This window comes from Paenibacillus chibensis (genome assembly GCF_004001045.1).
In the GTDB taxonomy this organism is placed as follows: domain Bacteria; phylum Bacillota; class Bacilli; order Paenibacillales; family Paenibacillaceae; genus Paenibacillus_AQ; species Paenibacillus_AQ chibensis.
Genome location: NZ_BIMK01000009.1, coordinates 1 through 20,690, shown reverse-complemented (window position 1 = coordinate 20,690; position 20,690 = coordinate 1). Strand labels below are relative to the sequence as shown.

Sequence of the window (20,690 nt, the reverse complement as noted above, 5' to 3'; positions counted from 1 at the left end):
GTACGGGAAGGAGTTTTTGGTATACGCATGGAACCAGAATACGTGTGACCATGTACAACGACAGCGATCCAATAGGAACGATCTGATATCAAAAGGTGGAGTTGATAATGAGAGAGAACTTGAAGCTATGGTATGACAAGCCCTCAACGCTCGCGGAGCCGTCTGAGCATTCCGGCTGGAACCGGGCGCTGCCGATCGGGAACGGAAGAATAGGTGCGATGGTCTTCGGGGATCTGCCGGTGGAGCGGATCCAGGTCAATGAAGAATCCATCTGGGCAGGGCCGCCCGTGCCCATGCATCAGCCGGGGGCGCGGGATGCCCTGGAACAAGCGCGGGCGTTGATGTTTGCCGGCAGGGAAGAAGAGGCGGAGCGGCTTGTGCAGGAGAAGGTGTTGTCGCCTCACACGGGACCTCGAAGTTATCAGCCGTTTGGGGACATATGGTTAGAACCTATCGAAGGATTTGCGCCAGCGGAGCTGGAAGGATACCGGCGGGAACTGGATCTGGATCAGGCGATGGCCACGGTTACGTTCTTTCAGGGAGGCGTCCGTCATCTGCGCGAAACGTTCGTCAGTGCCGTGGATCAAGTTCTCGTCATGAGATGGACCGCGGAGCTGCCGGGACAAATCCATACATCCGTCCGCTTGACGCGGGAGACAGGCGCCATGACTTCCGGTAGAGGCATGGACATGCTGATTCTTGAGGGGCAAGCTGCGCATGGCACCAGCCATCCGGGCGTCCGATTCGCCGGCGTCCTCAAAGTCTCGATGGAAGGAGGCAGGCTGCAACATGCCGGCGGTGCGCTGCGGATTACAGGGGCCGATAGCCTGACCATATACCTTGCCGTACGCACCGATTATCATTTTAATCAACCGATGGAACCTTTTCGCCATGACCTGATTTCTTTATGTATGGATGAGCTGGCACAGGCGATGCGGAAGACCTATGATCAGAGTAAACAGGATCACGTCGCTGAGCATCGGCGTTTATTCCGCCGGGTCCAGCTAGAGCTCTCGGTCGATGATCCCCAGACGGTTAAGCGGCGTTCCTTTCCGACAGACCAAAGAATAACCGACATGAACAACGGCGGCAAGGATGCGGATCTGATCGCGCTGTATTTTCAATACGGGAGGTATCTGCTGATCTCGTCCAGCCGTCCGGGAAGCATGCCGGCCAACCTGCAGGGCATCTGGAACCCGCTCATGGAAGCGCCATGGGACAGCGACTACCATTTGAACATCAATCTTCAAATGAATTATTGGCCGGCACAGGTTACCAATCTCTCGGAATGCCATTTGCCGTACTTTGAGCTGATGGAGGGGCTTGTGGAGCCTGGTAAGAAGACCGCCTCCGAAGTATACGGCTGCCGCGGCTTTGTCGCCCATTATACGACGGATGCCTGGTTGTTTACGGCTCCGCTTGGCATGATCAGCTATGGCATGTGGCCGATGGGAGCGGGCTGGTGCGTCCGTGATTTCATGGAATATTACAGGTTCACGGGCGATAAGACGTTTCTTGCAGAGCGTGCCTATCCGATTCTGAAGGAAGCGGCGCTCTTTTTCATGGATTGGCTGGTCCGGGACCCTAAAACCGGCCGCTGGATATCGGGGCCCTCTACTTCTCCGGAAAATATGTACTATTCGGCGTCCGGAAGAGTAACCGGCTTATGTATGGCTCCCGCCATGGACCAGCAGATTATCCACGAAGCTTTCGCCCATGTGCTGGAGGCTGCGGAAACCCTGGGCTTGAAGGATGAGTTTACGGCCCGGATTGCCGGGATGCTGCCCGATTTAGCCATGCCCGGTATCGGAGCGGACGGCAGGCTGCTTGAGTGGTGCGAGGAGGTTGAGGAGGTCGAACCCGGCCACAGGCATATTTCCCATTTATACGGCTTGTTTCCGGCAGCTCTGTATACATACGAATCCACGCCGGATTATATGTCTGCGGCAGAAGAGACCCTGAAGTATCGTCTTGCGCATGGCGGCGGGCATACGGGCTGGAGCCGGGCTTGGATCATCAACTTCTGGAGCCGATTGAGAAAACCGGATCAGGCATATCGCAATCTGGTAAGCTTGCTGACCCATTCCACGCTCCCGAATCTGCTGGATAACCATCCGCCTTTTCAAATCGACGGGAACTTTGGAGGCACGGCTGGCATAGCGGAAATGCTGCTGCAAAGCCATACCGGTGTCCTGGAATTGCTGCCGGCACTTCCTGCCGAGTGGGGGTCCGGGTTGGTGAAAGGATTGAGAGCCCGGGGCGGTTTTGAAGTCGATCTGGAATGGAAGCAGGGTGACCTCATGGACTGCAGGATTGTATCCCATCAGGGCCATACGTGTAAAATCATGTGGAAAGGTCTAAAGTGCGAATTTGAGACGGAACCGGGAGAAGTCTACCATCCGTTACGCAGCGCGGGCAGCCTGTTCTGAAGAAAAAAGTTAACGATTGCAGGAATCTGTTGAATAGGTGACAGGTTCCTATTTTCATTTGCGGGAGCTGCTCGACGTGCACTCTATTTTTCATAAAGCATCTATGAGAAATACAGTGCAGGTGATACAATAGGAAAGTCTGTTTTTTGATATACAACGAACTAAAGCTATCCTTGCATTCACAGGGGTCTGCGCTTTCTTTAGTTCTATTTATTGGGTTGGCACCGGGGGAGGAAATCAGCATCATATGAAGCATGCGCCATTCATTGCCGTGGAAGGCCCGATCGGAGCAGGAAAAACAACGCTGGCCACGATGCTAGCGGACGAACTGCAGCTGCCGATCGTCAAAGAGATTGTGGAGGAGAATCCGTTCATCGATAAATTCTATCAGAGCATGGATGACTGGAGCTTCCAGTTGGAAATGTTCTTTCTCTGCAATCGGTACAAACAGCTTAAAGAAACGGCGAACGAATTTACGGAAAAAGGCAAGCCGGTCGTTTCGGACTACCACATTTATAAAAATTTGATTTTTAGCGAAAGAACGTTGAAAGGCATCGAGCGGGACAAATACAGGCAAATTTATCATGTCCTGACCGATGACCTGCCGAAACCGAACCTGATTATATACATTAAGGCAGATCTCAACACGCTGCTGAAGCGGATTGCCAAACGGGGACGGGCTTTCGAGGAAGGGATCGATCAGGGGTATCTGCAGCAGTTGATCGAAGATTACGATGCCGCCATGGCAGCGCTAGCGGATAGCCCCTCCAAGCCGCACATCATCACGATTGACGGAAATGCCGTTGATTTTGTTGAGAATCAGGAACATTACGAAGAAATTTCTTCTCAAATAAAGGAGCTTATGATATGAACCAATATCACATCCCGGATCATGCCGTCATCACGGTCGCAGGTACAGTCGGCGTCGGCAAATCCACCTTGACTGCGGCGCTCGCGCAGCAGCTCAGGTTCAAAACATCCCTGGAGCAGGTGGATCATAATCCGTATCTGGAAAAGTTCTATCATGATTTTGAGCGCTGGAGCTTTCACTTGCAAATCTATTTTCTGGCAGAGCGCTTTAAGGAGCAGAAAAAGATTTTTGAGCTGGGCGGAGGCTTTGTCCAAGATCGTTCGATCTACGAGGATACCGGAATTTTCGCTAAAATGCATGCGGACCAAGGCACGATGTCCAAAACTGATTATGAGACGTATACCAGCCTGTTCGAAGCGATGGTGATGACGCCTTATTTTCCGCATCCGGATGTCCTGATCTATATTGAAGGCAGCCTGCCTTCCATTCTGAACCGGATCAAGGAGCGCGGACGCGAAATGGAGATTCAGACGGATGTTTCGTACTGGGAGCATATGCATGAGCGTTATTCGAATTGGATTCATGAGTTTCACGCTTGTCCCGTGCTTCGTTTGAATATTGACGACTATGACGTCCATGATCCCCAATCGATGTCGGGCATTTTGGAGCGGGTAGGGAAGATCATTACTCCGCCCGTTGCGAATAGATAAGGAAAGAGCGGGAGCGCCATCGATGGTGCTCTCTCTTTTTTTGATCTTTTATTAAAATAAAGCTGGGAACGAGCGCATCTCTTATGGTATAAAATGACGTAGTAGCAAGATTCTAATCCTAATCTCGGGGGAGATTCATGAAGACTTATTTGATCATCAGCCAAATCATTTATTTGCTATTTATCATCCCATGGCTGTTTATTTGGGGAATATCGTTCATGGCGTTCGATAGCGGCGTCAGTGCGGGGGCGATCCTTTTGGTGACTATCATCGGCGTGTATCCGCTTGTTGCGATCGCAAGCTCGATTATGGCGTGGGTGTTTCACAAGCGCAAAGCTCGGGCGGCTGCGATCCTCAATCTGATGCCTCTGCTTTGGGTGCTGGGCATTGGCGGCCCTGTGTTCTATATCAATGTGTTCTGAGCCTCCATACATATCTTCGTTTCATTGATGCGACTTCGACGCGCGCCGAAATTCTTTTCGGCGTTTTTTTGATTTTCCGGGAGATGAGGCTTGGGACATCGGGAATCGAGTTGAAAATCGGAATACAAACCATCGTAGCGGACAGCATAACAAAGACCAAGTTCTTCCGGAGGAATGCCATGCACATTATGAAAACCCGCAGATTTGCGATGATCATTCTCGTCCTTGCTGCCGGAGTCGTGTTCGCTATGCTTATATGGAACCAGAAGGACCGTGCTCCATCACGAGAATCCCGTCAACGGCTACATGTTCAAACCACGGAAGCAACCGGGGCGGTCGTGAATGCGCGCAATCAGTTGAACGCGTTTTTCCCGTTCCATGAAAAAGCGGGAAGAAAAAAAGCTTACGCAGGAGCAGGAAAAGGCAAGCACCTGATCGTCGTCCAGCTCGAGTCCTTTCAAAATTTCGCCATCCATGCATCAGTTCAAGGCGAGCCCATCACCCCGGTGCTGAATGCGCTGTCCAGGGAGAGCTTATACTTTCCGCATATTTTCCAACAAATCGGCATCGGCAATACGTCAGACGCGGAGTTCACGATGAACTCCTCCATATATCCGGTTGGCAAAGCGGCGATGTCGGAGAAATACGGCAGCCGGGCCATCCCCGCTCTGGGCAGGATGATGCAGGCGAAGGGGTACACGGCGAACACGTTCCATGTGAACGATGTGAGCTTTTGGAATCGAAGCGAGATGTATCCGGCTTTGGGCTTCGGGAAGTATTACGATCGTCCTTATTACCGTCCGGAAAAATTCAATCGCTTCGGGGCTTCGGATGAAGAGCTCTTTAGGGTGGGCGTAGAACAGATGAAAACAATGCATTGGCGCGGGCAAAAATTTTATTCCCAGTTCATCACCGTTTCCAGCCATGCTCCCTTTACCATTCCTAAATCCAGCAGAAAGCTGAAGCTGCCGCCGGGAATGCATGACAAAAGACTGGGGGATTATTTGACCTCCATCCATTATGCGGATTATGCGCTGGGGACCTTTATCGCGAAGCTTAAGGAAACAGGGTTATGGGATCAGAGCGTCTTCGTTGTGTACGGAGATCATTTCGGGCTTCATCCCAAATATCACAAGGCCGATGAAATCGCAAAGGTGGCGGGAGTTCCCTATCACGAGCGGATTAGCACGTTTAATGTGCCGCTTATCATCCATCTGCCAGGGCAGCAAGCAGGGCAACGGATCGAGCAAACGGGGGGACAGATCGATATTATGCCGACGATTGCGAATATTATGGGGATCCGGCCAGGCAAAGGAGCTCCGATGTTCGGACATGATCTGTGCAATATTGATCACAATGTGATCGGGATGCGTTATTACTCGCCAACAGGCACCTTCGTCAATGATGATGTCCTGTTTGTTCCCGGGAAAAAAGGGTTTGCGGACGGGAAAGCAACGTCAATCCGGACATTGGAGCCGGTCAAGGATATCAATCGTTATAAGCTGGAATACGACTACATTATGCAATGGATGAAGCTGTCGGACCGGTATGTAAAGCTGCTCCCCGAAAGGCAGACCTCCAGGCCGGAAAAAAAGGGAAAAGGTATCCCGGCTTTATGATGGAAAAGACCATCCGCATAAGCTTCCAGGGGACAATCAATACTATATGTAGCGGAAGATCTTACATCTTATCCCAAGGAGGTTACTTAAGGTTGAACCTTGCAGAGAATAAATTGCTGATAGCCGCACTGGGCGGCGTGAACGAGATCGGTAAAAATATGTACATGGTGCAATATGGCAATGATATCGTGGTGATTGACTGCGGGTCGAAATTTCCGGATGAAAGCCTGCCCGGCATCGACTTGATTGTTCCCGATATTTCCTATTTGCTTGAAAACAGGGATAAAGTCAGAGCACTTATCGTTACCCATGGGCATGAGGATCATATTGGAGGCATCCCGTACTTTTTAAAACAGCTGAATGTACCGGTGTATGGGGCGAAGCTCACGATCGGGCTGATCGAAATCAAATTGAGGGAGCATGGTCTTCTTCGGGGTGCCAAGCTTCATATCATTACGGCGGATTCCCAGGTGGATGCTGGAAAGATACAGGCTACCTTTTTTACGACCGTTCACAGTATTCCGGACTGCCTGGGCATTCGTTTTGCCACTCCGGAAGGCAATGTGGTTCATACCGGTGATTTTAAATTCGATATGTCCCCCGTGAAAGGACCGTTTCCCGATCTGCATCGCATGGCTGAAATCGGGATGCAGGGCGTCAAAGTCCTGATCTCCGAGAGTACGAATGCCGAAAGACCGGGATTCACGCCTTCGGAGCGTATGGTGGGTGAACATATTTTTGACGCATTCGCAGCCGCCAGGCAGCAGGTGTTTATCTCTACGTTTGCTTCGAACGTCAACCGGGTTCAGCAAATCATCGACGCTGCGTTGGAAACCGGGCGGAAGCTGGTGCTGCTCGGGCGGAGCATGATCAATGTGGTAACGATGGCCAAGGAGCTGGGATACTTGAGCTTCCCCGACGATCTGGTGATCGGACCGGAAGAAACGGAGCGCTTCCCGTCTGACAAAATCGCTGTGTTATGCACGGGAAGCCAAGGCGAACCCATGGCGGCGCTTTCGCGTTTAGCCAGTTCCCGGCATCCCCATGTCGAAATATTGCCGGGGGATACGGTCATTATTGCCGCAGGAGCTATTCCGGGCAATGAGCGGAATTTAGCACAGATGATCGATAATTTGTACGTGCTCGGCGCCCGCGTCATTTACGGAAAAGGCACGGCTTCAGGCATGCACGTATCCGGCCATGGCAGCCAGGAGGAGCTCAAGCTCATGCTGACCCTGATGAAGCCGGAATACCTGATACCCGTTCACGGGGAGTTCCGGATGCTCTATCAGCACCGCCAACTGGCCGAATCGGTGGGGGTTATGCCGGAGCATGTATTCATCATCCAGAACGGAGATACGGTTGAGATCAAGCAGGGGAACGTGGCTCTTGGACCGAAGATCCATTCTGGCAACAGCCTCGTAGATGGGTTGGGGATCGGGGATGTAGGCAATATCGTGCTCCGCGACCGCAGATTGCTGTCTTCGGACGGCATGCTGATCATCGTGACGACGCTGAGCAAAACGGAAGGGCATATGATGGCACCTCCGGAAGTGATCTCACGGGGGTTCGTTTATGTAAAAGACTCCGAAGAGCTGATGAAGGATATTCTGGAGATCGTCAATTCAGCCATGAATGACTTAATGGAGACGAAAACGACCCAATGGAACCTGATTAAACAAACCTTGAAAGATCAGGTCGGCCAATTCATATACAAACAGACGAAGCGGAGACCCATGATATTACCGATTATTATTGAGATATAGCAAGCTTGGCAAAAACCAAAAACCATAACCGGCACGTTTGCCGATTATGGTTTTTTGACATGTCCAATCGTCATTAATCCAACGTGTCCGATGTTAGGTCGAGCCAATCCAGCTCCTCGCGGGTGAGCGAAATCGTCGCGCCTTCGTCGCAGGAGCGCAGTTCATCCGCGGATTGAGCGCCGATCAGCGCGCAGGTCGGAAACGGCTGATTCAGCACGTAAGCAAGGGCAATTTGTATGGCCGTGACTTGTTTGGATGCCGCCAATTGCTTGGCCCGTTCAAGTCTTTCCCAATTATCGTCGCTGTAGAATACGCGAACCAGATCCGCGTTGTCGCGAACTTCCGGCGTGAATCTGCCTGTGAAAAATCCTCTGGCCTGTGAGGACCAGGAGAACAGCGGAAACTGCTCCTTTTCATGCCAGGCGCATGTCTCGGCATCCGCGGAAACGCAGCCGGCCCAGAAAGGTTCGTTGGCCTTGGCAAGGCTCAGGTTAGGGCTGCTGAACGTGAATCCGGTCAAGCCTTTCATGCCTGCATAGTCATTCGCTTCCCGAATGCGCTTCCAGCTCCAGTTGGATACGCCGATGGCTCCCACCTTGCCTGCTTTGACGTATTCGTTCAATATCTCAATGACTTCCCCCGCAGGCACGTTGGGGTCGTCGCGGTGCAGGGCATAAAGATCGATGAAATCCGTTTGTAGCCGCTCGAGGCTTGTCATCAGATCATGACGAATATCCCGTTCGCTGACTCTGGGCCCGTTCTGGTCGTGATGGGCGCCTTTCGTGAGAATGACAAGCTGATCGCGGTTGTTCCGTTCCTTCATATAGCGGCCGATGACTTCCTCGCTTTGACCCCCGCAATAGATATGGGCAGAATCGATAGAGTTGCCGCCGATGGCCATGAAGGCATCCAGATTCGCGGCCGCTTTTTCATAGGAATCATGATAAAAATAGTCCGAACCCTTCATCAGCCGGGACACAGGCTTACTTAATCCGGGAACTGTTATATATTTCATATTCGAAACCTCCTGTCAGATGTATTAAAGAACCACGCGCGTGTGTTCCCTGGCGGACAACAAACAAGCATCGATCACTTTCATATTGCGAACGGCATCCTGAACGTCGAAGCGGAGGGGAGCCTCGTTACGAATCGCTCTCGCAAGCTGATCCGCCTGTTCCGTGTAAGCGTTGACATGCTGTACGTGAATCTCTTTTCTCTCGCCATGCGCGGTAATAAAGAAGTTGCCGCTGCCCTCCGTCGGTGTAACGAAGGCGGAAGGTATCTCGATGATGCCGTCGGTACCCAGAATTTCCAGCGGATTGCGGGAAGCCGCCCACATGCCGCAATCAAACGACAAGGAGACGTCACCGAATTCGATTAATCCTGCGGCCATCATGTCCACGTCGTCATGCTCCGGAGAGAAAAACGCGTTTACCGTCACCGCGTTAGGCTCTTTGCCGAGCAACAGCCGGGCGGCATGAATCGGATAACATCCGACATCATAAATGGAGCCGCCGCCCCAGTCCTTGCGGTAACGCACGTTTGCCGTATCTCCCGCATTGTTGAATGTAAACACCCCGCGAAGGCCTCTGATATCGCCGATGGCTCCCGACTCCATCAGGTCCTTGATCGCATCATAACGGGGATGGTAACGATACATGAATGCCTCCAGCAAATGAACGCCCGCCGCTTCGGCGGCAGCAGCCATGTCCTCCGCCTCTGCGGCGTTCAAGGCAAGCGGCTTTTCACAGAGAATATGCTTGCCCGCCTCAGCGGCACGAATGGTCCATTCCTTGTGAAGATGGTTCGGAAGCGGGATGTATACCACGTCGATCGACGGATCTTCAAGCAGTTCTTCATAGCTTCCGTAAGCCTTCGGTATGCCTAGCTGATCCGCCGTCTGCTGCGCCTTCTCCTTGTTTCGGCTTGCAATGGCGGCGACTTCATTCATTTCGGATGATTGAATGCCTGGGATGACGGATCTCTTGGCGATGCTGGCGCAGCCAAGGATGCCCCATTTTAATTTTCGGCTCATGAAGTTGATCATCTCCTTAAGTTCTTTTATGATGATATTGCGATTATAAAAGATCGAATTTAAAATTAAAATGATATTATTTTGCGTTGCATTAAAACAAAATTGTCATTAAGGAGTCATGATGAAAAGACAAATCCATCTGCTTACACTTCCGCAAATGCCTTACTTCTGCTTCCCCGAATCCGTCGGTATTTATCAAAATGATCCGGAGCACAGCGTTTCCCGGAAAGCGGGAGCCATGAACAACTTCAATATTCATTACGTGGCGGCAGGCAAGGGTTACGTTGAAATCGACAATGTCATTCATGAGCTGCGTTCCGGCGAGGCGGTACTCTATTTTCCGATGCATCAGCAAAGATATTACAGCAGCGAAGATGATCCGTGGGATGTCCGGTGGTTTCATTTTTACGGAAGCGGTTTGCAGCATTATTTGGTCGATCGGGGGTTTAATGCGAGTCTGCTATGGACGGTGCGCCAGAAGGACGTATTCGAGCAGGCGCATGAAGCGCTGCTGCAGGAAGCGGAAGAGTACCGGATGCTGCGGCCCATTCAACTGTCGACGTTGACCTACGCCTTAATCAGCGTGTTCGTGGAGCAAGCTTCCCCGTTGACAGGCAGCAAGTTCACCACATCCAACAGCAGGATTCTGGAGCTGCTGCCTGTTATGCAGCAGGAGGCGGTGAAGCCGTTCCGGCTGGAGGATTGGTCGGAGAAGCTGGGCGTCAGCAGCTATTATTTCTGCAAGCTGTTCCGCAGCGTCACGGAAATGACGCCGGTGGAATTCATTACGCGTTGCCGGCTTCAGGCAGCGAAACAATGGCTTTTGGAACGCACGGAGACGTCCGTAGGGCGGATCGCGGAGGAAGCCGGGTATCCGAGCGTGAGCTATTTCAATAAAAGATTCATGGAGCACGAGGGAATGACGCCTACAGCTTACCGGCAGCTGTACGGCGTCCACAAAAGCTAGCGGGCTGGGACGCGAGCATGACAAAAAAGCATGAGCGGCAAGGGCTGCTGCTCATGCTTTTGTTATCGTCATCCGGGCTTTGATGCGAGTTTGATCTTACGGCATGAGCTGCATGCTATATAATTTGGCATACGTACCGCCCTGCATAAGCAACTCGTCATGCGTCCCTTGCTCGCCGATTCCGTTCTCCGACAACACGATAATGCGGTGTGCGCTGCGCACGGTGGATAAGCGGTGAGCAATGACAATCGTGGTACGGTTTTCTTTCAGGCTTTCCAGCGAATGCTGAACGGATTTTTCGCTTTCTTGATCCAGAGCGCTTGTGGCCTCGTCAAATATGAGGATGGACGGATTTTTCAAGAATACGCGGGCGATGCTGAGCCTTTGCTTTTGCCCGCCGGATAGCTTCACGCCGCGCTGTCCGATATCCGTGTCATAACCATCCGGTAAACTCATGATAAAGTCATGGGCATAGGCCATTTTGGCCGCCTCCACCACTTCTTCCTCGGTTGCATCCATTCTCCCGTAACGGATATTCTCCTTGACGCTGCCCGCGAACAAGTATACATCCTGCTGGACGATGCCGATGTTTTGCCGGAGCGATCGCTGGCTGATGTCCACGATTGGAATTCCGCCGATCAGAATGTTCCCGGCTGAAGCCTCATAGAAACGCGGGATGAGCGAGCATAACGTCGTTTTCCCGACACCGGAGGGACCTACGAGCGCAACATATTCACCGGCTTTGATATCCAGTACGAGATCTTGAAGCACGAAATCGTATTCATCCTTGTATTTAAAACTGACGTTCCGGAATTCGATGCTCCCTTCGGCATGCGTCAACTCGATCGCATCTTCCGAGTCCACGATCTCGGGGGCGGTCTCCAGCATCTCCATAAACCGGTCGAACCCGGTAATTCCCTCTTGGTATAGTCTTGCGAAATTCACCAGCCGCTGGATGGGCTCGATCAGTATCCCGATGCACAGAAAGAAGGTAAGCAGGTCGGCAAGCGCAAGGGAAGCATTCACGATCGCCGCTCCGCCAAACACGATGACTGCAATCGTGATCAAATTCGTGAAGGCTGACATGCCTTCTGCGAAATAGGTTTCGCTTTTATAGGCTTCCTTGCGGCTTTGGACAAACCGTTCGTTTGCACGGGCAAACTTGCGCACCTCGACCTGTTCATACGTGAACGACTTGACGACCCGGATTCCGGCCAGAGAGTCTTCGACTTGGGCGTTTATATCGCCGATCCGGTCTTTGCTTTTTCTCAGCGCTGTGTTCATCTTCCGGTTGAAATAAAAGGCGTGCAGCGCCATCACGGGCAGGAAGAGAAAAACGATCAAGGCAAGCTTTGCATTGATGTTGATCAGGATAACAAAAGCGCCCGCAAACTTTAGCAGCGAAATCAGGAGATCTTCCGGCCCATGGTGATATAATTCGGTGAGCGACAAAATATCGTTCGTGGTCCGGGTCATTAATTGACCCGTTTTTTGCTCGTCATAAAAGCGGAACGACAGCTTCTGATAGTGCTCGAACAGCTCCCTTCGCATATCGCTCTCCATCATGGCGCCCATCACATGGCCTTTATAGCCGATATACATGTCGCAAAACGTGTGGATGAGAACCAGCACGAGCATGAGCGCACCGATCCGGTAGATTTGGGTTAATGCGTCAGAAGGATGGCCATCGAGCACGTTGACGGTAATATACCGCACGCAAAGGGGCAGGATCAGGGTGATGGCGGAGACGATTACCGCACAAGCCAAATCCGTCAACAAGAGCCTCCTGTAAGGCTTATAATAAGAAAAAAACTTTCGGGTACGTGATTTCAATGATATTGACCTCCATGTGTTGGAGGGTTAACGCAGGGTAGCCCTCCAGATTAAATCCGTTGCGGCAGCCAGCATCGTTTTTTCATCCGAAACACCCATTTCCTCGTTTTTTTGGTTCGCAGTCATCTGCGTTTAACACTTTTATATTACCTCAGTTTGAAATCGATACCATGATTTAAATTGTTTTTTACCACAACAGTTTTATGATATTGACATGAAAGAACGTGAACGTATATTCTTTTGGGATTCAAACATTCTATTTTTCGCAGGGGGTTATCTTTATGAATGAACCGAACCTACCACAGCTTGTCATGACGCATGAGGATTTGACAAAGCTGCCTTCCTTGACGGGGATGGGTCTCTATCAGCTTTCCGCATTTCGTCCCGGCGATGAGCAGGCATGGGAGACCATTATCGGCGAATCTTTTCAAACCGAGTTTTCCTTTGAAGAATTTATGAAAAAGGATGCAGCGTACAAGCCGGAGCGGATTCTAATCGTATGGAAGGATGGCGATCCGGCAGCTACCGCCTCTGCCTGGCATCATCCCAAGCTGGGGAACGATACCGGCTACTTACATATGGTCGGTGCCAGAAATGCTTATGCCGGGCAGGGACTTGGGCAATTCGTTACGCACGCGGCATTAATTCACATGCAAAAGGAAGGAAGAACTAAAGCGCTGCTGAACACCGATGATTTTCGTATTCCCGCCATTATTACATATCTCAGACTCGGCTTCGTACCTGTCATTTCGCATGAAAGTCACGCAGACAGATGGAGTGACATCGCGGAGCGTTTGAAGGATACCGGGCTGAGAGCCATTATTGAGGGTAGCTTACTTCATGAAAAATAGTTTTGGAAGAAAATAGAACTTTCCCGCGTTTATAACGTCTTAAGCATGAGAACATTCTTGTGGAGGAATATGATGAAAAAGAAATTCATCCATGCGAGCTGCACGATTCTAATGTTTGCTATCCTATCCGTTCAGGCGGCTCATGCTTCGGGTAATCAGGAAGTCCGCTTGAATTTGAACGGTGTTAACGTTGAAGGACAGCATCCCGTCATCATGAACAACCATACGATGGTACCTCTTCGCACCGTAGCCCTGATATCCGATGCCGAAGTGAGTTGGAATGCTGCCGACAAGACGGTTATGATGACCGATCCCGTGTCACAAAAACAGTTGAAATTGCAGGCTGGAAGTAGCATTGCCTATGTCGATGGCCAAAAGACCCCGCTTGATGCGCCGCCGGCGATGAAGGACGGGACGCTCTATGTTCCTTTCCGTTTTATCGCAGGCAGCCTTCATGCGCAAGTGCTGTGGGATGCGCCGTCGCAAACCGTCGTGATGTATAAAAGCGATGAAAAATTAACGGAAGCGCTGCACGGCGCCGATCTCGCCAAGGCTCGGAATGCAGCAATCCGTCTGCCGCGCATTACTTTGCATGATTCATTGATGGCGAAGGAAGAGGGAGGCGGCGGAACATACTACTTCCGCTCCGGTGAGAGAGACCGATTTATGTATATTGACCGGGGAATCGCCCGATATTTTGAAATCAGGAACGGGGCCGCCTGGGGAACCTTCGAAGCCCGCGTGGATGCGGGGAATAAGAATCTTTCGGGTGAGCTTCCGATCCAGATACCCGTTATGGGTGAAAGCTGGGGAGTTGCTCCTGTTTTCAAGGGGCGTATCGATTTCTTTAGGGAATCTTGGATCACGGGCCAGGTTCGTTATGGTATCTATGACACAGCTGGAAAAACGCTCTACGAAGGGAAGAACCCCGTTGATGTAAATACCGAAGAGGTGGTCGCCGAGCTACCGGTATTCCTGTCGGGAGAGCAAGCCATCAAGCAGCTTATGGCGGAGAAAATGGGCGTTAAAGACTGGAGCATGAGCAAAGAGGGCAATATTTACTCTTTCATTTCCGTCCCTTCGGACTCGAAGGCAGAGGGTGTCGTATACAAAGTAAACGGCCGCACGGGTACAGTATATGACGCGACTTCAGGCGGACCCCAAACGAATCTCATCATCGATAACGCCCCTAACCTGAAGGCTATTTGGAACGGCAACGTCTATCAGGAAGAGCTGCTGAAGCTGGCGGGTCCGATTCTTCAGAGCTATGGACTCGTTCCTGCGAGCAAGTCATGGATCGGCGGGGGATATGGGGATGGTTATATTTACGGTGCCGTCCTGAAGGATAAGACAAAGATATGGATCAAGCTGGACCTGTTCACGAAGGAATGGGAAGAAATCGAAGAACCTTAAAGCCGAGTTAGCAAAGGGAAAAAGCCGCATGATTGCGGCTTTTTTTGTTTTTGAGTCCATGGTGAATAGCCAACTGATTATTCCCGTAAAAAATACGATTTTCTGAATTTTTTAGGTCACGTCTTCTCCGGACATATGGTACAATTTTCATGTTACAGATATTTACTTAGCAGGAAAATGCGTACGAATAAAGCAAGTTTACGGGAGGGGAAGGCATACTGATCAAGGTCATTCTTGAAGGATACATAGGGCCGTGTCGAAGCGATGAAATGAAACCGAATGCTTGATGCTGCGTAAACATATTTCAATCATGAAGATATGTTCAAATATTTTCCATCATTGCATAGCCGGTTTGCATCCAGGATTCCTGCTGAACGAAAGAGGGGGAACACATATTGAACATGATCAAATACATAAAATTCACAGGACTGATCGTCGGCGTGCTGATCCTGAATGTCCTTGTACTCTCACCCGGATTCATCGGGGTCGAAATCGGAGGAGGAGCGCTCCAAACGGCATTTGGAGTGACATTGCTTGCGGCGAGCGCGCTGATCATTTTGTACGGATGCTACGCGTGGCTGTTTAAACCGCCCGTTGTCCGGCCCGTCCGGGAGGTTAAGACACACGAAGACTACGTGGAGGCTTTGCAGCGCTACAGACACATGAAAACGCTGGAGGAAGACATCAACCTGGCGCTGGAGCAGCTGGAACGACTCCGGAAGAAAAAAGCCACCTTGCTGAATGTCCTGAATCAGAGGTTCGACCCTGCCGAGCTTAGCTACAAGAAATTCGACTCGGTGACGTACGAGGTGGAGAAATTGTTTTATCTGAACGTCCGCAGCATCCTGAACCGGCTGAACGTCTTCGACGAGTCGGAGTACAAAAGCGTCATGAGCCAAAAGACGGGCAAGTTCTCCAGCGAGCTTTTACAGGAAAAGAGAAGGGTGTACGGGGAGTATATTACTTTCATGAAAAACTCGCTTGGCACAAACGAGGAAATATTGTTGAAGCTCGATAAGCTGCTGCTGGAAATTTCCCGTTTGGATAGTTTCGAGCCCGGCGACATTGACCAGATGCCGTGCATGCAGGAAATCGATTCTTTGATCAAGCAGACCAAATTTTATAAACAGTGAGAGGTGCAATGAATGGCAAGAAAAAGCAAGTTTCTTCTGATTTCCGGCATTATTCTTGTGGTCGTATTCGTTCTTGTCTATGTCGGTGTTAACTTGACGTCCAATCTTGGTAAAACTAAGCCGCAAATTACCGCGCAGGATGCCGCCAAGCGGTTGAATAAGCTCTACTCGAACATTTCCGTGAGAACCGATACGCCGATCAAAGGGCAAATCGATCTCAATCCGGCCGATGTGGGGGAAACGCTGCCGGATATATCCAAATATCCGATCACCGTGAACAATACGACGAATAACTACGTGGAAATCTTTTCGTCTCCGGAAAAGGGCGGCACCGGCGTGGACGGCTGGCTCACGGAAACCGCAGAAGCCTTCAATAAGGCCAATATCGTGGTAAACGGCAAACCGGCTTCCGTGAAAATCCGCAATATCGCCTCCGGTACCGGCGTGGATTACATTAAATCCGGCAAATACATACCTGACGCCATTACCCCTTCCAATGAGCTATGGGGCGAAATGATCAAGGCGAGCGGCGTGAAAGCCAAGCTTGTGTCCAAACGGCTCGTGGGGAACGTGCCGGGCATCGTCCTCTCCAAGTCCAAATATGACGCATTGGTGCAGAAATATGGCTCCGTCAACGTCAAAACAGTGACCGAAGCGATAGCGGGCAATGAATTCTCCATGGGTTACACCGATCCGTTCGCAAGCTCGACGGGCCTGAATTTCCTTATCACGGCGCTGAACACGTTTGACAGCTCCAACATTCTTGGGGACAAAGCGGTGAAGGGCTTCGAGAACTTCCAGGCCAACGTGCCGTTCACAGCTTCGACCACGATTCAAATGCGCGAAGCGGCGAAGTCGGGCATGCTGGACGGATTTGTATTGGAATACCAGACATTCGTCAATACAGCGGATTTGAAGGGAGGATATGTATTTACTCCTTTTGGCGTCCGTCATGACAGCCCGTTATATGCGCTGGGAGATCTCCCCCAGAACAAACAGGACATCATCAAGAAGTTTGCGGACTTCGCTGCACAGGATACCTATCAAAAAGCGGCTCAAGACAAGGGATTCAACGGACTGGAGGATTATAAATCCGAAATGACCCCCGTCGACGGAGATGTCCTGATTGCTGCCCAGAAGATTTGGAAGGAAAAGAAAAACGGCAATAAACCGATCGCGGCCGTGTTTGTCACCGACGTCTCCGGCAGCATGGCAGGTGAACCGCTGAACCGCTTGAAAGAGTCTTTGCTCAAGGGCCAAAAGTTTTTAGGAAGAGATAACAGCATCGGCCTGGTATCCTATTCGAGCGACGTTACCATCAATCTGCCGATCGGAAAATACGACACCAACCAGCAATCCATGTTCGTGGGCGCGGTCGACAGTCTCCAGGCCAGCGGCGGCACCGCGACGTTCGATGCCATCGTGGTCGCATTGAAAATGCTCCAGGAGGAGATGACTGCCAATCCGTCCAGCAAACCGCTTATTTTCGTGCTGAGCGACGGGGAGACGAATGAAGGGCATACGTTAAAAGACATCAAGAGCTTGATTGAGGCCTATAAGGTGCCGATCTATACCATCGGCTACAACGCGAATATCAAGGCGCTCCAAAACATCTCGAGCATTAATGAAGCAGCCAGCATCAATGCAGACACGGATGATGTCGTCTACAAAATCGGAAATTTGTTTAACGTTCAAATGTAACAAATATTCATAGGAATGAAATCAGTAATTATAACTTGTAGGGGGAATACCATGTCATTTTCGATGGAAATCGCAAGCCCGGAAGAGATTAAAGCCGCAATCGAGGAGGAAGTTAAGCCCGTCCCGGAGGAAGTCGCCAAGCTGCAGGAGCTGGCCGATTCCAATGTGGCGGCCATTATGGAGCTCGACATCGAATCGCTGGACAAAAGAAAGGAAATTTTGCAGTCCATCGACGCTTTCGGTTTGAACACGATGAAAATGTCCTCGGACAAAAACGCGCTGCTTCAGGTGTCCGTCGGCAAGCTGTCCAAAACGGGAGATGAAGGCGGAGACGTCGCCAAAGGCCTTGCGGAACTGCATACACAGCTGCGGGATTTGGACCCGAGCGTCATTGATTTTGCGAAAACGGGCCTGCTCGGAAAGCTCTTCAATCCGCTGCGCGCCTACTTCCTGCGATTCGAGAAGGCGGACGGCGTTATAGCGGACATCGTGATCTCGCTGGATAAAGGAAAGCAGACGTTGAAGAACGACAATACGACGCTTGAAATCGAACAGCAGACGCTCCGCGATTTGACGAAGAAGCTGCAGAAGGAAATTCAGCTCGGCGGCTTGATGGACCAGTCGATCGAGGCACAGGTTGAGTCGGCTAAGGCACGCAATGAGGATCCCGACAAAATTCGGTTTATCACCGAAGAGGTGTTGTTCCCGCTCCGCCAACGGGTCATGGATTTGCAGCAGATGCTGGTCGTTAACCAGCAGGGGATTATGGCGATCGAGGTCGTCATCCGCAACAATAAAGAGCTGATCCGGGGCGTAGACCGTGCGAAAAACGTTACGGTGTCTGCCTTGAAGATCGCCGTAACGGTGGCCAGCGCGCTGTACAATCAGAAGATCGTGTTGAAGAAAATCGAGCTGCTCAACCAAACGACCAATGAACTCATCGCTAGCACATCGAGAATGCTCAAAAATCAAGGCGCCGAGATCCAGAAGCAGGCGCTGGAAGCGAGCATATCGGTAGACACGATGAAGCAGGCCTTTTCAGATGTTCTTTCGGCTTTGGATTCGATCAGCACGTATAAACAGGAAGCGCTGCCGAAAATGCGCGATACGATCAATCAGTTCCGGGAAATGGCGGACAGCGGTGAGAAGGAGATACAGCGTCTGGAAAGAGGGCACAAGCTCGGATTGTAATGCGATTCAACGAAAACAAGGTTACAAACTCCCTGCCTTTAAGCTGAAGGTACAGGGAGTTTTTTTTGATCTTCAAGCTTGATCAAGTATGGCTTGAGCGGCCTTACAAACCGTGTGAGGACATGAAAATATTATTGTGTTAATTTATATAACATGAAGTGATTCAATCGAACCTCAATAAGCGTGGGATAACAAAAATAAGGAGCGAGTGGCTAATGGAAATTAGGCTTGATGATTTGACTGGACCGGAAGTGGCGCTTTTGATAAGCGAGCATACGAACAATTTGGCGGAGTTATCGCCCCCGGAAAGTACACATGCCTTAAATTTGGATAAGCTGAGACAACCGGAAATCACGTTCTGGTCTGCTTGGGAGGAGGGAGAGCTGCTTGGCTGCGGAGCCCTCAAGGATCTGGGCGAACAGCACGGTGAGATCAAATCCATGCGAACCTCCTCGGCCCATCTGCGAAAGGGAGTGGCCAGGAGGATTCTGGAGCACATCACCGAAGAGGCCAAGCACAGAGGATTCCGGCGATTGAGTCTGGAAACGGGTTCAATGCATGCCTTTGAACCTGCGAGAAGGCTTTATGCCAGCTTCGGATTTCAATACTGCGAGCCTTTTGCCGACTATATCCCAGATCCATACAGTGTATTTATGACGCTGGAATTGGAGCCCCATCAATAGAAAACGAAGAAGGCGATCCTGATGGGGATCGCCTTCTTCGTTCGAAATACTTACCAGCATCAGCCGGTGAATTCCTGTACCCATTCATTGTTATAAAAGGCAATGCCTATATGCGAATAGCTTTTGTTCAGGATATTGGCTTTATGTCCCGGACTGTTCATCCAATCCTTCATGACCTGAGACGGTGTGGTTTGCCCTTTGGCTATGTTTTCACCAGCCGAATTGTAGGTGATACCGTACTCCTTCATCATATCGAACGGTGATCCGTGTGTCGGCGAGTTATGATCGAAGTAATTGTTGTCATACATATCCTTGGCCTTGGCCATAGCCATATTGGATAATTGATCGTCCATGTTAAGGGAGCCTAGACCTGCCTTGGAACGTTCCTGGTTTACCAGATCCAGTACTTGCTGGGCGAATTGGGAGGAATCTTTGCTGCCGGACTGGTTATTCTGCCCGGTTTGCGTGTTTTGACCAGTTTGCGTATTTTGACCTGCCTGTGTATTTTGATTTGTCCCTGCATTCTGGCCCGTCTGATTGGTTTGTCCGGTTTGGTCTGCAGTTCCCGTCCCTGTCGTCGGAGTCTTTCCTCCTGTAGTCCCGGTCGGCATCTGTCCTTGTCCGGCAGCACGGTTGCCGGCTGCGCCTTGAAGCAAGTCAAGCAGCTCGGAAGGAATTCCGTCCTGAGTGCTTTTTGCGGAAAGGGTTGAACCTTTCATCCAAGAAGTAGAGGTGGACGAAGCTTGGGTTACGATCGATGCGCGTGCCTGGGAGTGAGAACGGATCGGTTCACCTGTTCTGGCATGGACCTGCGGCCGCATATGATCCGGTGTTTGCGTATGCGTATACGTTGATAATCTTGTCGGTTCCGGATTAACTTGCTTCGGTGTGACGGTGTGGTTTGCGGTACAGCCTCCAGCCAGAATCAATGCCGAAAGCATGATGTATTTGATCATGTATTTGGTCACCTCGATCTGCGAAATTAGTGTAGCCACCGGATTTAACTTTTCCCGCAGTGCGCCGAATTATTCCGTCCATCGGAATCACATCGGCTTGTCCTCTTTTCAGAGATATTTATCCCCATTTAATGGAAATTACCCCTTATGCCAAGAGCGTGATTTTTTAT

General features: G+C 50.8%; 17 protein-coding genes. 13 read left to right on the top strand and 4 right to left on the bottom strand.

All coding sequences use genetic code 11. The features are described 5' to 3' along the window. Nucleotides 1-107 precede the first annotated feature (107 nt). From PCH05_RS08750 to PCH05_RS08725, 6 genes are all read left to right on the top strand, one after another. Nucleotides 108-2,429 (top strand): glycoside hydrolase family 95 protein, encoded by a 2,322-nt coding sequence (locus tag PCH05_RS08750; protein WP_127602002.1) that lies wholly within the window; start codon nucleotides 108-110, stop codon nucleotides 2,427-2,429. 247 nt (nucleotides 2,430-2,676) lie between these two features. Further along, nucleotides 2,677-3,300: a deoxynucleoside kinase gene (locus PCH05_RS08745; protein ID WP_127602001.1), complete on the top strand. Its 624-nt coding sequence runs from the start codon at nucleotides 2,677-2,679 to the stop codon at nucleotides 3,298-3,300. After that, on the top strand, nucleotides 3,297-3,950 hold the full coding sequence (locus tag PCH05_RS08740) for a deoxynucleoside kinase (RefSeq protein WP_127602000.1): 654 nt from the start codon (nucleotides 3,297-3,299) through the stop codon (nucleotides 3,948-3,950). Before PCH05_RS08745 ends, PCH05_RS08740 begins: the two co-directional genes overlap by 4 nt. A gap of 137 nt (nucleotides 3,951-4,087) precedes the next feature. Continuing rightward, on the top strand, nucleotides 4,088-4,372 hold the full coding sequence (locus PCH05_RS08735) for a hypothetical protein (protein ID WP_127601999.1): 285 nt from the start codon (nucleotides 4,088-4,090) through the stop codon (nucleotides 4,370-4,372). Nucleotides 4,373-4,551: 179 nt separating this feature from the next. Continuing rightward, nucleotides 4,552-5,991, top strand: coding sequence for an LTA synthase family protein (locus tag PCH05_RS08730; protein WP_164766585.1), 1,440 nt, complete (start codon nucleotides 4,552-4,554; stop codon nucleotides 5,989-5,991). A gap of 92 nt (nucleotides 5,992-6,083) precedes the next feature. Continuing rightward, nucleotides 6,084-7,757 (top strand): ribonuclease J, encoded by a 1,674-nt coding sequence (locus PCH05_RS08725; RefSeq protein WP_218030517.1) that lies wholly within the window; start codon nucleotides 6,084-6,086, stop codon nucleotides 7,755-7,757. Between the two features lie 73 nt (nucleotides 7,758-7,830). Here PCH05_RS08725 and PCH05_RS08720 read toward each other — a convergent pair whose 3' ends face one another. Continuing rightward, nucleotides 7,831-8,772: an aldo/keto reductase gene (locus PCH05_RS08720; protein ID WP_127601996.1), complete on the bottom strand. Its 942-nt coding sequence runs from the start codon at nucleotides 8,770-8,772 to the stop codon at nucleotides 7,831-7,833. Between the two features lie 24 nt (nucleotides 8,773-8,796). Then, nucleotides 8,797-9,792 carry a Gfo/Idh/MocA family protein gene (locus PCH05_RS08715; protein WP_127601995.1) on the bottom strand — a complete coding sequence of 332 codons (996 nt, stop codon included), beginning with the start codon at nucleotides 9,790-9,792 and terminating at the stop codon, nucleotides 8,797-8,799. A gap of 121 nt (nucleotides 9,793-9,913) precedes the next feature. Between PCH05_RS08715 and PCH05_RS08710 the strand changes: the two genes are divergently transcribed. Continuing rightward, nucleotides 9,914-10,759 (top strand): helix-turn-helix transcriptional regulator, encoded by an 846-nt coding sequence (locus tag PCH05_RS08710; RefSeq protein ID WP_127601994.1) that lies wholly within the window; start codon nucleotides 9,914-9,916, stop codon nucleotides 10,757-10,759. Between the two features lie 96 nt (nucleotides 10,760-10,855). Here PCH05_RS08710 and PCH05_RS08705 read toward each other — a convergent pair whose 3' ends face one another. After that, on the bottom strand, nucleotides 10,856-12,592 hold the full coding sequence (locus PCH05_RS08705) for an ABC transporter ATP-binding protein (RefSeq protein WP_127601993.1): 1,737 nt from the start codon (nucleotides 12,590-12,592) through the stop codon (nucleotides 10,856-10,858). A gap of 281 nt (nucleotides 12,593-12,873) precedes the next feature. Between PCH05_RS08705 and PCH05_RS08700 the strand changes: the two genes are divergently transcribed. The 6 genes from PCH05_RS08700 (at nucleotide 12,874) to PCH05_RS08675 (ending at nucleotide 19,564) form a co-directional block, all read left to right on the top strand. After that, a complete protein-coding gene (locus tag PCH05_RS08700) occupies nucleotides 12,874-13,443 on the top strand; it encodes a GNAT family N-acetyltransferase (protein ID WP_127601992.1) in 570 nt (189 codons plus the stop codon). A gap of 72 nt (nucleotides 13,444-13,515) precedes the next feature. Continuing rightward, on the top strand, nucleotides 13,516-14,856 hold the full coding sequence (locus PCH05_RS08695; protein ID WP_164766584.1) for a copper amine oxidase N-terminal domain-containing protein: 1,341 nt from the start codon (nucleotides 13,516-13,518) through the stop codon (nucleotides 14,854-14,856). A gap of 401 nt (nucleotides 14,857-15,257) precedes the next feature. Continuing rightward, the gene (locus PCH05_RS08690) at nucleotides 15,258-15,989 is read left to right on the top strand and encodes a hypothetical protein (RefSeq protein WP_127601990.1); all 732 of its coding nucleotides are present in this window, start codon (nucleotides 15,258-15,260) and stop codon (nucleotides 15,987-15,989) included. Nucleotides 15,990-16,001: 12 nt separating this feature from the next. After that, complete coding sequence (locus PCH05_RS08685) at nucleotides 16,002-17,690, top strand: vWA domain-containing protein (protein WP_127601989.1); 1,689 nt, start codon at nucleotides 16,002-16,004, stop codon at nucleotides 17,688-17,690. 51 nt (nucleotides 17,691-17,741) lie between these two features. Next, a complete protein-coding gene (locus PCH05_RS08680) occupies nucleotides 17,742-18,881 on the top strand; it encodes a toxic anion resistance protein (RefSeq protein ID WP_127601988.1) in 1,140 nt (379 codons plus the stop codon). A 215-nt stretch (nucleotides 18,882-19,096) separates the two neighbouring features. After that, nucleotides 19,097-19,564 (top strand): GNAT family N-acetyltransferase, encoded by a 468-nt coding sequence (locus PCH05_RS08675; RefSeq protein ID WP_127601987.1) that lies wholly within the window; start codon nucleotides 19,097-19,099, stop codon nucleotides 19,562-19,564. A gap of 59 nt (nucleotides 19,565-19,623) precedes the next feature. Here PCH05_RS08675 and PCH05_RS27230 read toward each other — a convergent pair whose 3' ends face one another. Continuing rightward, complete coding sequence (locus PCH05_RS27230) at nucleotides 19,624-20,559, bottom strand: CAP domain-containing protein (protein WP_246049421.1); 936 nt, start codon at nucleotides 20,557-20,559, stop codon at nucleotides 19,624-19,626. Nucleotides 20,560-20,690: the final 131 nt, after the last annotated feature.

What these genes read in the sequence shown, in the direction of transcription:
- PCH05_RS08710 (WP_127601994.1), top strand. Translation starts at nt 9,914, where the DNA reads ATGAAAAGACAAATCCATCTGCTTACACTTCCGCAAATGCCTTACTTC.
- PCH05_RS08735 (WP_127601999.1), top strand. Translation starts at nt 4,088, where the DNA reads ATGAAGACTTATTTGATCATCAGCCAAATCATTTATTTGCTATTTATC.
- PCH05_RS08680 (WP_127601988.1), top strand. Translation starts at nt 17,742, where the DNA reads ATGTCATTTTCGATGGAAATCGCAAGCCCGGAAGAGATTAAAGCCGCA.
- PCH05_RS08750 (WP_127602002.1), top strand. Translation starts at nt 108, where the DNA reads ATGAGAGAGAACTTGAAGCTATGGTATGACAAGCCCTCAACGCTCGCG.
- PCH05_RS08730 (WP_164766585.1), top strand. Translation starts at nt 4,552, where the DNA reads ATGCACATTATGAAAACCCGCAGATTTGCGATGATCATTCTCGTCCTT.
- PCH05_RS08720 (WP_127601996.1), bottom strand. Translation starts at nt 8,772, where the DNA reads ATGAAATATATAACAGTTCCCGGATTAAGTAAGCCTGTGTCCCGGCTG.
- PCH05_RS08745 (WP_127602001.1), top strand. Translation starts at nt 2,677, where the DNA reads ATGAAGCATGCGCCATTCATTGCCGTGGAAGGCCCGATCGGAGCAGGA.
- PCH05_RS08695 (WP_164766584.1), top strand. Translation starts at nt 13,516, where the DNA reads ATGAAAAAGAAATTCATCCATGCGAGCTGCACGATTCTAATGTTTGCT.
- PCH05_RS08700 (WP_127601992.1), top strand. Translation starts at nt 12,874, where the DNA reads ATGAATGAACCGAACCTACCACAGCTTGTCATGACGCATGAGGATTTG.
- PCH05_RS08685 (WP_127601989.1), top strand. Translation starts at nt 16,002, where the DNA reads ATGGCAAGAAAAAGCAAGTTTCTTCTGATTTCCGGCATTATTCTTGTG.
- PCH05_RS08675 (WP_127601987.1), top strand. Translation starts at nt 19,097, where the DNA reads ATGGAAATTAGGCTTGATGATTTGACTGGACCGGAAGTGGCGCTTTTG.
- PCH05_RS08690 (WP_127601990.1), top strand. Translation starts at nt 15,258, where the DNA reads ATGATCAAATACATAAAATTCACAGGACTGATCGTCGGCGTGCTGATC.
- PCH05_RS08715 (WP_127601995.1), bottom strand. Translation starts at nt 9,792, where the DNA reads ATGAGCCGAAAATTAAAATGGGGCATCCTTGGCTGCGCCAGCATCGCC.
- PCH05_RS08740 (WP_127602000.1), top strand. Translation starts at nt 3,297, where the DNA reads ATGAACCAATATCACATCCCGGATCATGCCGTCATCACGGTCGCAGGT.